Genomic DNA, 13,922 nt, shown 5'->3' with positions numbered 1-13,922 from the left:
ACCTGCCTATCCCATCGGCTTTATCTACGATTCGTGTTTTCTTTTCACTCTTTATTGTACACATTTGGACAAAATAAAAAAACAGCCAGCACGAATCTATCGTACTGACTGCTCTAGTCGAGATGCTATTTTATAGTGCTTGAGCTGCTGTAATAAGCGCAAGATTGTAAACGTCTTCAGCATTACAGCCTCTTGAAAGATCGTTTACTGGCTGATTTAGACCTTGTAGGATTGGACCTACAGCTTCAAAGTTACCTAAGCGCTGGGCAATTTTGTAGCCAATGTTTCCTGCTTCAAGGCTAGGGAAAACAAATACGCTAGCATCGCCTTTGATGACGGAATCTGGTGCTTTTTTCGCTGCCACTGAAGGAACGAAAGCTGCATCGAATTGGAACTCTCCATCAAGAACAAGCTCAGGTGCTTTTTCTTTTGCAATGCGAACCGCTTCAGATACTTTGTCTGTTTCGTCTGATTTTGCTGAACCTTTTGTAGAGAAGCTAAGCATTGCTACACGTGGTTCGATGTCAAACATTTTTGCTGTGTTTGCACTTTCGATCGCAATTTCAGCAAGATCTTGGCTGTCTGGTGCAATGTTGATCGCACAATCAGCAAACACATATTGCTCTTCGCCGCGAGCCATAATGAAGACACCAGAAGTTTTCTTTACGCCTTCTTTTGTTTTAATGATTTGAAGTGCTGGGCGCACTGTGTCAGCAGTTGAGTGTGCTGCTCCGCTTACAAGGCCGTCTGCAAGACCTTTATACACAAGCATTGTACCGAAGTAGTTTTCATCCAGTAATGCTTTTCTCGCTTGCTCTTCTGTCGCTTTGCCTTTACGTCTTTCGACGAAAGCTTGTACAAGATCTTCAAAACCTTCATATGTATGAGGATCATACACGTCAACACCATCAAGTGTAAGACCTAATTCTTTTGCTTTTGCTTCTACTTCTTCCTTCTTACCTACAACAATTGGCTGCAATACTTTGCCATCTGCTAGTTTTTGAACGGCTGTTAGAATGCGTTCGTCCATTCCCTCAGGAAAAACGATCTTAACTCCTTTACCTGCAACCTTTTCCTGAACTGTTGAAAAAATATCTGCCACTTCAATACCCTCCTTGATTTTACAAAAAAAGCGTTCTCTTTTAAGCATACTCTTCTTCTACATAAATTCAAACTACCAACTTACATTATAGCGCTTACAATTTAAATTCTTATTTTTCAAACTAATTAAATCAATTTCTAGAAAAGCGTTTTCGTCGTTCAAGTTTTGATCACATCTTCATTTGGACAAACTATGTTATAGTTGGAACAGATGGAAAACTGTAAATAGGAGTGAAAGAAATGAGCGAACAACATACAACAAATGAAGCAGCTCAAACACTAGATGGCTGGTATGCACTGCATGATTTTAGAACGATCGACTGGACAGCTTGGAAGCTGCTGACAAGCGATGAGCGTCAAGCTATCATTCATGAGTTCACAGGTCTATTAGAAAAATGGAAAACAGCTGAGCACAATCAGGCTGGAAGCCAAACAATCTATAGTATTGTCGGCCAAAAAGCAGATATTATGCTCATGATTTTACGTCCGACCATGGAAGAACTGGGTGAAATTGAACTTGAATTTAACAAGACACGACTAGCAGAGTTTACGATTCCAGCTTATTCTTACGTGTCAGTTGTTGAACTCAGCAACTACTTGGCAGGAGGCGGAGATGGCGGAGACCCTTACGAGAACCCGCATGTACGTGCGCGCCTCTATCCTGAGCTTCCTTCTTCTCAATATGTCTGTTTCTATCCAATGGATAAAAGACGTTCTGGCAATGACAACTGGTACATGCTTTCAATGGATGAACGCAAATCCCTTATGAGAAGCCATGGCTTAATTGGCAGAAGCTATGCTGGGAAAGTAAAACAGATCATTACAGGTTCTGTTGGCTTTGATGATTATGAGTGGGGCGTCACTCTTTTCTCTGATGATGTGCTTCAATTTAAAAAATTGGTTTACGAAATGCGATTTGATGAAGTGAGTGCACGTTACGGCGAATTTGGTTCCTTCTTTGTTGGAAACCGATTAGCAAACGAGCAGCTAGCGTCTTATTTCCATGTATGATAAACTCTTGAGGCTTCGGATCTTTCCGAAGCTTTTTTATGTATTTGTTTAGAAAGGTGATCATATCATGAAAAACATCATTTTCAGGATAAGTAAGAAACAAAACTAAATGAACATCATTTTATTTCTTTAGCCTGCTTTCAATAAATTGAAGTGTGTCGGCTGCTATTCTATTTCTAGATAGTACAATTCCAGCATGCCCACAACTGTATATGTGCCTTTGAGGTTGATTCCAGCTATTCCACAGCGTATCAGCATCGTTTATGTCGATATACATGTCATATTTTCCTGATATTAAGAGTACATTTTCTTTGTCTACGAGAAGTTTTGCTTTACTAGGATTCATAATATCCCAAGCTTTGTCGAGTTCTTCATACGTTGTTCCATGTTCCTCCAGATCTCTTCGTATATACTTCCCAGGAAGAGTGTTCCAGATGGAATGCGCAATATTATTCGCATAAAAAGCTGATACAACAATATTCACATCTTTCTCGACGGTTGCTAATAAGTTTGTTAGCCACCCTCCTAAACTAATACCAACTACAATTATTTCTCCACCTTCATTTTCCTTGATCCATTTAATCATCCCTCTAAGTTCAACAATAGCTTGCTGGGAGGATTGCACTGTTCGACTGATATTGGCGCTAATCATGTGTTCACCAGAATAGGTTGAATTTTGTGGTTCTCTATCGAAATGATAAGGCAGCGTGTAGTAATACATGTTCCAATCATAATTTTTAACGATCTTATCGTGATAAATCTTCTTGATTCTGTCGTATGAATCCATTCGCCAACCATGTACGAAGATTACATTGGGCTTGTGCTTTGACTCTTTTCGTAAAAACACTTCCCCAGAAACCTTGTCATTCTTATCTTCACCAGATTTGATGCTTGAATGAAAAGAAAATATTCCACTTTTTAAGTTTGCTGTATGGTTATCGATGTGAAATTCTAAATCAATTGGCTGAGCACTAAAAAAACGATCCCTATCACATACGTCAATAGGCAAATGATTATAGTGACTTTCTTTGCTTCTTGTTCTGTGCATATCCATTAGTGCTGCGTAATCTATTACTTTTAAAAGCTTCAAAAGAATTAACTCCTTTAATCACAAATGATTACTATACGAATATTTTAGTATAGAGGAAAAAGGACCTGAGGGCAGGTCCTTTTTCTATTTCACCACGGTCATTTCTGGCTCTTCTATTTGTTTCACACGTTCCTGAATGGGATGGGTAAAGGAATGCTCTGATAAGACAATATGGGAGACCGTTTTTGTAAAGCCAGACACATCTTGAATAAAGGCTTCAATTTCTTCAAGAGAAGAAACAGACAGCTTAATGAAAAAACAGGACTGTCCTGCCACTCGATAAGCAAAGAACGCACGTGGATGCTGGTTCATAAATGTCACAAAACGCTGATACTCCCCATTTAATACGGTGACTTCCAGTAAACAGTCTATCATCAGACCCAGCTTTTTATAATTGACTTGAACAGAATACCCTTCGATAATCCCTGCATCCTCTAGTTTTCGCACTCTTTCTGCTACCGCAGGTGCTGATAAATTCACTCGTTTGGACAATTCCCTCATTGATAAGCGGGCATCTTCTCTCAATTCGTTTAAAATATGCACATCCACATCGGTGATTTTCATTCGTTACGCTCCTATCCCAAAATCGTTCCATTTGAAAAGTATTTTATGATGATACTTATGATACGAAATGTAAAATAAAACTAAATAATGGTAGAATTTATTTTAACGGAATTGAATGAAAAAGCAAGTATGGAGGGATCACTTGATGAAAGAATCTTTAGACAGCCAGGCTTCTAAAACATTTCCCATCACACTTGCCATTGCACTCACACTTGGCGTTTTTGCGGCAGGATCGGAGGAACTGGTGATTTCACCACTGCTGCCCGATTTATCAAACTCCTTTCAGCACTCTCTTGATGTTCTCGCTCTTTCCATCAGCATTTATGGGTTAGCTGTGCTGGTTGGAGCTCCGCTACTCGTTCCTTTAGGGGACCGATATTCAAGAGAGCTGTGTTTGATAATTGGGCTGTCCTTCTTTTTAATTGGAACAGTGATGTGTGCTGCTGCCCCAAATTTGGCAGTGTTTTTTGCAGGCCGTGCTATTTCAGGGCTGGCAACTGGTGTATTTGTGCCAACAGCCTATGCTCTTGTGGGCGACCGGGTTCCATACGAATACCGCGGCAAAGTGATGGGACTCATTGTATCGAGCTGGTCTCTTTCTCTTGTCCTTGGTGTGCCCATTGGCGCCTTTATCGGCCAGAGTTTAAACTGGCGCTGGACGTTTTGGATCTTCGCTATGATGAGTCTCATTGTCCTGCTACTCGTCATCCTTGAATCAAGAAAACAAGTCAGAGCAGCTGATCCGAAGGCACCTCAAGCTAGAGAGAAAACAGGCGCTTTATGGGGAGCTTTGAAAATCGATCGTGTGCCTGCCTATTTGACTGTGACGTTTTGCAATATGCTTGGATTTTACGGCATGTACTCGTTTTTAGGTGCTTATTTGCAAAGTCTGTTTGATGGCGGACAATCAACAGCTGGACTTCTTATTATGGCTTATGGCGTCGGCTTTTCTATGAGTATGTTTACTGGAAAATTAGCAGACTGGTTCGGTAAAACCCGTTCCCTTGTCTTTGTGCTGGGTGGAATTGCGCTTGTTCTAGCCTTGCTTCCTTATGCGCCATTCTCGTGGATGTTGCTGATTTTCGCCCTATTTATTTGGGGTGCTATGCAAAGCTTATCTGTCACGCTTCTAAGCACCGTTCTAAGCGACTGCTCTCAAACCCATCGCGGGAAAGTGATGGCTTTTTACAGCCTGGCCTCCAACCTTGCTGTTATGCTCGGTTCCGCACTGATGGGACCCGTTTATGTCCATTTCGGATATCATACGGTAGGTCTTGTCTGTGCATTGATCACACTTGTTGGTTTTATCATCAGCTTCGTCAGCTATAAACGAGAACGCGCCTTACAGAAAAAACAGCCAACTACACTTGAAACGTAAGCACATTTCACTGCACATCTCGATATGTGCAGTTTTTTAGATCAATTTTTAATATCATCATATATTACATTTTTTATAAAATTTGTTGACAATTACCAATTTTAAATTTTATAATCTAGTAAAAATTTGAAAAAGATTGGATGGTAAACATGATCCTAAAGAATGATGATGTGTTTCATTTCAAAGAAGAGCCAAGCCCTTCACCTAAGATGTTTACAGTCAACACTCTAGGCCCTAAGGGGACAAGCAGTGAATACGCAGCAAAACATTTCATCTCTCAATCCACCACTACACTCGGCACTCATATGAAACTATCCCTTTATGACACATTCGAAACTTGCATTGAACATACTCTCTCTCAACCACTTCAATTTACTCTCGTCCCACACGCATATGAAGGCATCAAACACTTCTACATGAGACCAGATCTACAGCTTTTACAAATTTTCAGATGTGACACGCCCATGTATGGTTTGGCTGTCAGACCTGATTTCCCATTCAATGAACAAATGCTCCACCATTTAAAAATTGTCTCACATCCTGCACCTGTCAATTTAATTCAATATTTCATTCACCAAAATGCTGAATTTGAACTTGTTAATTCTACAAGTACTGCCGCGCAGAAAGTAAGGGACGGCGAATTTGATTTTGCTTTAACGAATGAGGTGGCAAGAGCCACATATGGCCTCATCTTCATTCGAACGTTTAAAAGTATACCCATGAGTTGGTCCATATTCGGAAAAGGAGAGATATAAGATGCAAACTGAACAAAAGACGCAAGAACGATATTTTCCTCAAGCGAAAAAATTAGAATGGGATAATGGCGTTATCCAATATTCCACTGTAAGAGGCGGTACGGAAGTGTTAATTTCATACGTCCCTCCCCACACAATCATTGAACCTCACGAACATCCCGAAGCACAAATCGGCATTGTATTAAAAGGCGAGCTTCAAATGACTGTCGGCCAATCGACTCAACTGCTCACCCCATTAGAATCAGCCTATATCGCACCACCGTTTGTCCCTCACGGCGCTTCAAATCTGACAGATGAAGAAGTGATCGCCATTGATATTAAGAGATTAAAGGATGACGAAGAATATACAGCTCCCCCCACTTATTTCTTAGACATTTTCAAAACACGGGATTTACTCCCTGGCATGGAAGTGACTTTTTTTGTGGAGGATTGGATGGAGCTGATGATTGCCAATATCCCTGGAAACGGTGGAGAAATGCCTTTTCATAAACATAGAAATGAACAAATCGGCATTTGCATCAGCGGAGGGTATGATATGACAATCGAAGGCTTTACAGAAAAGATGGAATTTGGCACCACCTATTTCTGTGATCCAAGGGAAGATCATGGGGCCATCAATCGAAAGCCAGAAGCATCAAAGTCTATTAATCTCTTCTTCCCTCCTCGCTATAATCGCTTAAAACCAAAAGCATCTAAGGTGAAGAAATGAAGTTAGACGGAAAAGTTGTCCTCATTACAGGAGGTGCGTCGGGGATTGGGCTTGCTGCTGTCAAGCTCTTCCTCGAGCATGGAGCAAAAGTAGCTGTCGCTGACATCAATGAAAGCAGCGGCAACCAACTCATTGAGTCATTACCGCATGAGCACCTTGCATTTTTTATAACAGATATTACGAAGGAGTCTGACTGTCACCAAACCGTTCAGAGCGTGCTGAGCCGATTCGGTGCCATTGATGTCCTCATTAACAATGCAGGCATCGAAATTGTCTCACCCATTCATGAGATGGCACTGGAGGATTGGCATCGTATTCTTCAGGTCAACCTGACCGGCGTCTTTCTCATGAGTAAGCATACATTGCCGCATATGCTTGAAAAGAAGAGTGGAAGTATTATCAATACCGGATCTGTCGGAGGTCTTGTGGGCTGGCCTGACATTCCGGCATACAATGCAACAAAAGGCGGTGTCATTCAGCTCACCAAATCAATGGCCATTGACTATGCCGCTCATCAAATCAGGGTGAATTGTATTGCCCCTGGCATCATTGATACACCATTAAACGAGAAGTCCTTTTTAGACAACCACCCAGAAAGTCTCGAGATCGTCAAAAAGGAAAAAGCAAAGGTGAACCCTATGCTGAGGCTTGGAAAACCTGAAGAAATTGCTGGCGTGATGCTCTTTCTCGCCTCTGATCTATCCAGCTATATGACTGGAAGTGTCGTCACAGCAGACGGAGGTTACACCGCTAGATAAAAAGGAGTGCTTTCATTGAGTAAAAAAACTGTACTTGTCATTGCTGATCTAGGTGGATGCCCGCCCCATATGTTTTATGAAAGCGTGGCGGCATCGTATCATATCGTTTCTTATATCCCGAGACCCTTTGCGATTACAAAGGGACATGCCGAGCTAATCGAAAAATACTCCATTGCCGTCATCAAAGACCGTGATTATTTTGATACACACCCTTCTTTTGAACACCCTGATTCTATTTACTGGGCACATGATGATTATCCAAAATCAGAAGAAGAAGTTGTGGAAGACTTCATTCGAGTGGCTTCCTTTTTCAAAGCAGATGCAATCACCACCAATAATGAATTATTCATTGCACCGATGGCAAAGGCCGCTGAACGTCTTGGTCTGCGAGGTGCTGGTGTCAAGGCAGCCGAAATGGCGCGTGATAAAAGCCAAATGAGGGCTGCATTCAACGCCTCTGGCGTCAAAGCGGTGAAAACTCAGCCTGTCACGACTTTATCTGATTTCCAAAAAGCCATTGAGTCTATCGGAACACCGCTCATTTTAAAGCCTACATATTTAGCCAGTTCTATTGGCGTCACCTTGTTTCATGACAAGGCTGGAAGTGATGATCTGTTTTTACAAGTACAATCGTATTTGGAAACCATACCAGTCCCAGACGCTGTCACGTATGAAGCACCGTTTGTCGCTGAAACGTATTTAGAGGGTGCTTACGAAGATTGGTATGAAGATGAAGGATATGCTGATTATGTCAGTGTAGAAGGGCTGGTCGTAGAGGGCGAATATCTCCCTTTTGTCATACATGATAAAACCCCTCAAATCGGCTTTACAGAAACGGCTCATATCACTCCGACGATCTTAGACAATGAAGCAAAGCAAATCATCATTGAAGCAGCAAGAAAGGCAAATGAAGGACTAGGTCTTGAACATTGTGCAACCCATACAGAAATCAAACTCATGAAAAATCGAGAAACTGGACTGATCGAATCAGCGGCTCGATTCGCTGGCTGGAATATGATCCCGAATATTAAAAAGGTCTTTGGCGTCGATATGGCCAAGCTATTGATTGATGTATTAGTTGATGGTAAAAAGGCTGCACTGCCAAAACAGCTGCTTTCTGGACATACATTTTATGTAGCGGACTGCCACCTGTACCCTCAGCATTTTAAAGAGAGTGGGCATATCCCACCTGAAGCCACACATATCACCATTGATCATGTGTCTATTCCAGAGGGGGCATTCGTTGGAGATACTGCGATTGTCAGTCAATCATTCCCTACCAAAGGGGCTATTGTGGATCTTGCTTTATTTGAAGCTTTTAATGGAATCGTATCTCTTGAATTAAAAGGATCATCTTCACAAGACGTTGCCGCGTCCATCCGCAACATTCAGAAACAGGCAACGATTCAGTTAATGGATGAATTAGTGAAGGGATAGAAAGAGAGGCTGCTGTGGTGAAAATGTTAGCATCTAAAATGATTGAACGGCTGCCTGAACAGAAATTCGGCACCGTCTTTGAAAAAATTGCTCAAAAGACAAAAAACGGAGCAAACATTATGAATCTAGGTCAGGGAAACCCTGATCTACCAACTCCTCCCCATATCGTGAGTGCCCTAAAGGAGTCAGCGGGTGTTTTGCCATTTCAACAATATGCCCCTTTTAGAGGCTTTGACTTTTTCAAACAAGCCATTGCAGATTTTTATAGATCGGAATTCGGTGCTGAGATTGATCCGCAGAAGGAAATTGCTCTTTTCACTGGCGGAAAAACGGGACTGTATGTCATGAGTCAGTGTCTTCTTGATCCAGGAGATATTGCACTCGTTCCCGATCCAGGATACCCTGAATATCATTCAGGCATTTTGATGGCGGACGCCAAGCCATACAGTATCAAACTTGAAGAGAAAAATGGTTATTTACCAGATCTCTCCTCAATTGATCGTGATGTAGTCAAAAAAGCAAAAGTACTGTTCTTGAATTATCCGAATAACCCCACGGGTGCTGTCGCAAATGAGGCATTCTTTGAAGAGGCTGCTACCTTTGCGGCCGCTCACGAACTGTATGTTATTCATGATTTCGCCTATGGTTCATTTCATTACGAACAAACACCCGTGAGCTTCATGAATACTCCTCTCGGGAAAAGTGTAGGCGTCGAATTATATTCTCTATCAAAGACTTTTAATATGGCAGGATGGAGAGTCGCTTTTGCTGTTGGAAATGAGGAGATCATTCATGCCATCAATACCTTCCAAGACCACGTGTTTGTCAGTATGTATGGCGGATTTCAACATGCAGCGACTGTTGCCTTGCAAAGTGATGACTGTCATATTCAATCATTAAGAGCGATATACCTTGAACGAATCAATTTCTTCATCCGGCAAGCGGCGAGAAAGCTTGGCTGGACAATCAAACGTCCACCCGGCGCCTTTTATTTATGGGCTCCGATTCCTGATGACTTTGATCATTCTCATGCCTTTGCTGACTATTTACTCGAACATGCCGATGTTGTCGTCACGCCTGGAGGAGTATTTGGAGCCAATGGGAGCCGTCATGTACGCATTTCAATGGTTGCCCCGATTGAAGAGCTTGCTCTCTTTATCGACCGTCTGTCCATCCTCCCCATTCGATTTCATCAAAAAACCCGCCTATAGCGGGTTTTTTTCAGTTTATATACTTTTCATCGTTCCACCGTCTACGGAGATTTGTTGGCCTGTGATATAAGAAGCTTCCTCTGATGCCATAAAAGCTGCCAATGACGCCATCTCACTCGCTGAGCCTACTCTTTGCATTGGGATACCTGATGCGACAGCTTGTACAGCCTGCTCTCGTGACACTCCCTGCTTCGTCATCATATTGCCGATAAATTGTTCATACCGATCGGTTGCAATAAAACCAGGATTTAAACAATTCACCGTAATACTAGACGACGCAAGCTGTGTGGCTGCATTTTTACTGGCATTAATAATCGCTGCATTCATCATACTATTCGTAAACATTTGTTCACCAGGTTCCTTCCACAGGTTCCCGACAATTTGAATGATCCGTCCATATTCATGTCTTTTCATCAATGCTACTGCACGCTTCATTGTATCTACGTAGGCGATGGCTTTTTGAGAGAAAGCAGCCAGCATCTGGTCAGTTTCACATGAATCAAATGTATCTGGTTTTCCTCCTGGAATGTTATTGATCAGCACATCGAGTCTGCCAAACTCCTTTTCTATTTCTTCAAAGGCTTCCGACCTCACCGCTTCAACCGACATATCTCCACAGAATAGAGACAGCGGTTCCTTTGTTTCTGTCATATCTTGAATGTGCTGTTTCGTCTGTTCAAGTGAGGCCATATTTCTAGAGTTGATGATCACCTTCATATCGCTCTGGGCGGCAAGTTTTATTGCGATTGCCTTTCCAATGCCTGTACTTGCCCCTGTGACAAATGCAATTCTTTTAGACAAACTCATCCACATCCCTTTTCATCAATATACATAAAATGACACATACAGAATGTATTTCAACAAAAAAAGACCTTTCTCCTGCGAAAGGCCTCTCTTCTCTATTTAAATGTCGTTTCCCAATTAAATCCGATTCCCTCATCATTCCACGCAATTCTCTTCTCATCTGGTTTTTTTGGGTCGTACGATTCTGTTGTAAAATACACAATCTGCAGCGGCGTCTCCCCTAATACGCGGTAGCCATGGGCAACTCCCTTTGGGATGAGGAGCAGCATCGGATTATCTTCTCCCATATAATACACATCGGTTTGACCCTTTGTCGGGGAATCTTCTCTCAAATCGTATAAAACGACCTGTGCATGACCTGCTGGGAAAAACCAAACATCGTCTTGTTTTTCATGATAATGAAAGGCTTTGATCACTCCTGGGAAACTTTTCGACCACGACGCCTGCCCAAATCGCTTCAGCATCGGTTCGTCATCTCGAATAAGCTCTGCGAAAAAGCCGCGATCATCACAATGTTTCATGAGTTTTTTCGTTTGTACACCATCAATCATGCTGCTCGAATCTCCCTTCTTTCTGCAAGTATTCGTGAAGTGCATCCTTCCAATGTCTTGGCTTCCAGCCTGTCGCTTCAATCGCTTGCAGGTCTAAAACAGAGTAGGCGGGCCGAGGTGTTTGGAAGCCATACTCTTCAGTGGAAATGGGCTCAATTATCGTAGACAGACCGCTTGCTGCCACAATTTCTGTCGCAAAGTCAAACCATGAACAGCTTGCTCGGTTACTGACATGATAAATACCTGCTTTCTGGTCAAACAAGTGAATCAAAGCTTCTGCGGCATCCTTTGTATAAGTAGGAGACCCTAACTGATCATTGACGATGCGCAAATGATCCTTCGTTTCAGCCAGCCGAAGAATGGTATTCACAAAGTTATGTCCCTCATGTCCATAAAGCCACGATGTACGAATGATCTTCACTTCATCTGACACAAGATGAATCAATTCTTCTCCAAGTTTTTTACTTTTCCCATAAATGGTTTGCGGATCTGCTTGTGCATCAACTTGGTAAGGGGTATCCGCTTGCCCATCAAACACATAATCTGTGCTGACATGTAATACATCAGCCCCTACGTTTTTAGCTTCAAGCGCTGTATAGTAGGCGCCAATCCCATTCACAAGATAGGCTTTTTCCGTTTCTGTTTCGCATTGATCCACAGACGTATAAGCAGCCGCACTGACAACAATATCCGGACGGAAATGTCTCATTGCATGTCTGACTGCCTGTTGATCTGTGATATTCAGCATACTCCTTGTTAAAGCAATGACTGTGATGTCTTTTTCTTTCAGCTGTTTCGTCAATTCTTTCCCTAATTGGCCGCCTGCACCGGTGATTAAAACTTTCATCGGTCACCCTTCTTCACTTTGATCATATTTGGCACGATACCAATCGATCGTTTTTTCGATACCTTTTTCGAATGAAGTTGCCTGCACCCAGCCAAGCTCTTCTTTTAGCTTACTGGCATCAATGGCATACCGCCTGTCATGCCCTTTCCGGTCTTGAATAAACACGATTTGGTCATGAGAGATGCCTAGATGTGTGAGAATGGTTTTGGTTAAATCAAGATTTGTTTTCTCGTTGCCGCCGCCAATATTGTACACCTGACCGGCTGTTCCGTTTTCTACTACTTGTTTTACGGCTCTCGCATGATCCTCTACATACAGCCAATCGCGAATCTGCTGGCCGTCTCCGTATATCGGAATCTTTTCACCATTGACCGCTTTTCTAATAATGGTTGGGATTAATTTTTCTTCATGCTGATAAGGCCCGTAGTTGTTGCTGCATCTTGTGATCATTGCGGGTAGTTGGTGGGTGTGGATATAAGATTTCACAAGCAGGTCTGAACTTGCCTTGCTTGCTGAATAAGGATTATTCGGTGAAAGTGGTGTTTGTTCTGTGAAAGCAGGATCATCCGGCTCCAAATCTCCATATACTTCATCTGTCGAAATATGAATGAGTTTTTTCGCCTTTCCCTTTAAAACAGCTTCAAGCATACGATAGGTACCAAGGACATTTGTTTGGATAAAGGGTTCTGCTGACTCAATACTGCGATCAACATGTGATTCTGCTGCGAAATGAATGATGGCATCATAGGCTTCATCAAATACTTGATCTAGTTCGTCTTGCAGCGTAATATCTCCCTGAACAAAACGGAAATGAGGTAGCTTTGATAAATATTCCATCTCCTCTGGATGACTGGCATATGTTAATTTATCAAATACGGTAAGCCGGACATCGGATTCTTGAAGCAGCAGCTTCACAAAATTCAGTCCAATAAACCCTGCTCCACCTGTAATTAAATAAGACTTCGTCATTCGTATCCCTCTTTTTCCTTCATCGTTTCAAACATTTTTGTAGATGCTTCGTGGAGAGATTCATGTGTTCCTGCATCAATCCACCACCCTTTTAACATATCATAGGTCAGCTGGCTATTTGAGATGTAGAGATTATTCACATCAGTAATCTCTAGTTCACCTCGATCTGACGGCGAGATTTCCTCGATATATTGAAAGACGTCTTGATCATAAAAATAGATGCCCGTGACGCAGTAAGATGACCTCGGGTGCTCTGGCTTTTCTTCTATTGATAAAATTCGGTGATGAGCAGGATCAATTTCTGCAATGCCAAACCGTTTTGGATCTGCCACCTCTTTCAATAAAACCTTGGCTCCGCTTTCTTGTTGCCTAAAGGCGTCGACAAAAGGGCGTAATGAATCTTCAAAAACATTATCACCAAGCATCAGCACAAATTTTTCCCCTTTAACAAAGGGCTTTGCATAGGATAAACCATCGGAAATACCAGACGCTTCTGGCTGTACTTGATACACAATATTCATCCCAAGTTCACGATCATCTTCCAGTAACTTTTGAAACAACGGAATTTGTTCTTCCTGTGAAATCAGCATCACATCTACAATTCCTGCTTCTTTCAGTTTGAATAATGACCAATAAATCATCGGGTATGGACCAACCGGCAGCAAGTGTTTGTTGAAAATCTTCGTTAATGGTGCCAGCCGTGATCCCTTTCCTCCTGCTAAAATAACTCCCTTCAC

At 42.2% G+C, this 13,922-nt stretch carries 15 protein-coding genes; 7 read left to right on the top strand and 8 right to left on the bottom strand.

Annotation, left to right across the window (positions count from 1 at the left end; all coding sequences use genetic code 11):
• Positions 1 to 130: 130 nt before the first annotated feature.
• On the bottom strand, positions 131 to 1,102 hold the full coding sequence (pta, locus tag ACTJJQ_RS10240) for a phosphate acetyltransferase (RefSeq protein WP_008343597.1): 972 nt from the start codon (positions 1,100 to 1,102) through the stop codon (positions 131 to 133).
• A gap of 239 nt (positions 1,103 to 1,341) precedes the next feature.
• Here pta and hemQ point away from each other — a divergent pair, with 239 nt between their 5' ends.
• Positions 1,342 to 2,112 carry a hydrogen peroxide-dependent heme synthase gene (gene hemQ / locus ACTJJQ_RS10235; protein ID WP_024719459.1) on the top strand — a complete coding sequence of 257 codons (771 nt, stop codon included), beginning with the start codon at positions 1,342 to 1,344 and terminating at the stop codon, positions 2,110 to 2,112.
• Between the two features lie 121 nt (positions 2,113 to 2,233).
• On the opposite strand, the gene ACTJJQ_RS10230 is transcribed toward hemQ, so the two are convergent.
• The gene (locus ACTJJQ_RS10230; RefSeq protein WP_440600177.1) at positions 2,234 to 3,202 is read right to left on the bottom strand and encodes an alpha/beta hydrolase family protein; all 969 of its coding nucleotides are present in this window, start codon (positions 3,200 to 3,202) and stop codon (positions 2,234 to 2,236) included.
• An 84-nt stretch (positions 3,203 to 3,286) separates the two neighbouring features.
• Positions 3,287 to 3,766 carry an Lrp/AsnC family transcriptional regulator gene (locus ACTJJQ_RS10225; protein WP_008343601.1) on the bottom strand — a complete coding sequence of 160 codons (480 nt, stop codon included), beginning with the start codon at positions 3,764 to 3,766 and terminating at the stop codon, positions 3,287 to 3,289.
• 145 nt (positions 3,767 to 3,911) lie between these two features.
• On the opposite strand from ACTJJQ_RS10225, the gene ACTJJQ_RS10220 reads away from it, so the two are divergent.
• The 6 genes from ACTJJQ_RS10220 (at position 3,912) to ACTJJQ_RS10195 (ending at position 10,014) form a co-directional block, all read left to right on the top strand.
• Positions 3,912 to 5,144: an MFS transporter gene (locus ACTJJQ_RS10220; protein ID WP_440600176.1), complete on the top strand. Its 1,233-nt coding sequence runs from the start codon at positions 3,912 to 3,914 to the stop codon at positions 5,142 to 5,144.
• Positions 5,145 to 5,293: 149 nt separating this feature from the next.
• Complete coding sequence (locus ACTJJQ_RS10215; RefSeq protein WP_440600175.1) at positions 5,294 to 5,899, top strand: bacilysin biosynthesis protein BacA; 606 nt, start codon at positions 5,294 to 5,296, stop codon at positions 5,897 to 5,899.
• A 1-nt stretch (position 5,900) separates the two neighbouring features.
• On the top strand, positions 5,901 to 6,608 hold the full coding sequence (locus ACTJJQ_RS10210; protein ID WP_429617864.1) for a cupin domain-containing protein: 708 nt from the start codon (positions 5,901 to 5,903) through the stop codon (positions 6,606 to 6,608).
• The gene (locus tag ACTJJQ_RS10205) at positions 6,605 to 7,366 is read left to right on the top strand and encodes an SDR family NAD(P)-dependent oxidoreductase (RefSeq protein WP_440600174.1); all 762 of its coding nucleotides are present in this window, start codon (positions 6,605 to 6,607) and stop codon (positions 7,364 to 7,366) included. The genes ACTJJQ_RS10210 and ACTJJQ_RS10205 overlap by 4 nt, the downstream gene beginning before the upstream one ends.
• Before the next feature lie 15 nt (positions 7,367 to 7,381).
• Complete coding sequence (locus ACTJJQ_RS10200; RefSeq protein WP_254505989.1) at positions 7,382 to 8,803, top strand: ATP-grasp domain-containing protein; 1,422 nt, start codon at positions 7,382 to 7,384, stop codon at positions 8,801 to 8,803.
• Positions 8,804 to 8,820: 17 nt separating this feature from the next.
• Complete coding sequence (locus tag ACTJJQ_RS10195; protein WP_440600173.1) at positions 8,821 to 10,014, top strand: aminotransferase class I/II-fold pyridoxal phosphate-dependent enzyme; 1,194 nt, start codon at positions 8,821 to 8,823, stop codon at positions 10,012 to 10,014.
• A gap of 15 nt (positions 10,015 to 10,029) precedes the next feature.
• On the opposite strand, the gene ACTJJQ_RS10190 is transcribed toward ACTJJQ_RS10195, so the two are convergent.
• The 5 genes from ACTJJQ_RS10190 to ACTJJQ_RS10170 all read right to left on the bottom strand — a co-directional run bounded on the left by ACTJJQ_RS10190 (position 10,030) and on the right by ACTJJQ_RS10170 (position 13,922).
• On the bottom strand, positions 10,030 to 10,821 hold the full coding sequence (locus tag ACTJJQ_RS10190; RefSeq protein WP_286069845.1) for an SDR family oxidoreductase: 792 nt from the start codon (positions 10,819 to 10,821) through the stop codon (positions 10,030 to 10,032).
• Positions 10,822 to 10,913: 92 nt separating this feature from the next.
• Entirely contained in the window at positions 10,914 to 11,369 is a 456-nt protein-coding gene (locus ACTJJQ_RS10185; RefSeq protein ID WP_301232149.1) for a dTDP-4-dehydrorhamnose 3,5-epimerase family protein, read from the bottom strand.
• Positions 11,362 to 12,216, bottom strand: a complete 855-nt coding sequence (rfbD, locus tag ACTJJQ_RS10180) for a dTDP-4-dehydrorhamnose reductase (protein ID WP_331832134.1) — start codon at positions 12,214 to 12,216, stop codon at positions 11,362 to 11,364. The genes ACTJJQ_RS10185 and rfbD overlap by 8 nt, the downstream gene beginning before the upstream one ends.
• Before the next feature lie 3 nt (positions 12,217 to 12,219).
• A complete protein-coding gene (gene rfbB, locus ACTJJQ_RS10175; RefSeq protein WP_440600172.1) occupies positions 12,220 to 13,185 on the bottom strand; it encodes a dTDP-glucose 4,6-dehydratase in 966 nt (321 codons plus the stop codon).
• The gene (locus tag ACTJJQ_RS10170; protein ID WP_138279132.1) at positions 13,182 to 13,922 is read right to left on the bottom strand and encodes a sugar phosphate nucleotidyltransferase; all 741 of its coding nucleotides are present in this window, start codon (positions 13,920 to 13,922) and stop codon (positions 13,182 to 13,184) included. The genes rfbB and ACTJJQ_RS10170 overlap by 4 nt, the downstream gene beginning before the upstream one ends.

Origin of the sequence: Bacillus sp. 22483 (genome assembly GCF_052044605.1) — a bacterium.
GTDB classification, from domain to species: domain Bacteria; phylum Bacillota; class Bacilli; order Bacillales; family Bacillaceae; genus Bacillus; species Bacillus altitudinis.
This window is presented reverse-complemented; position numbering and strand designations above follow the sequence as displayed.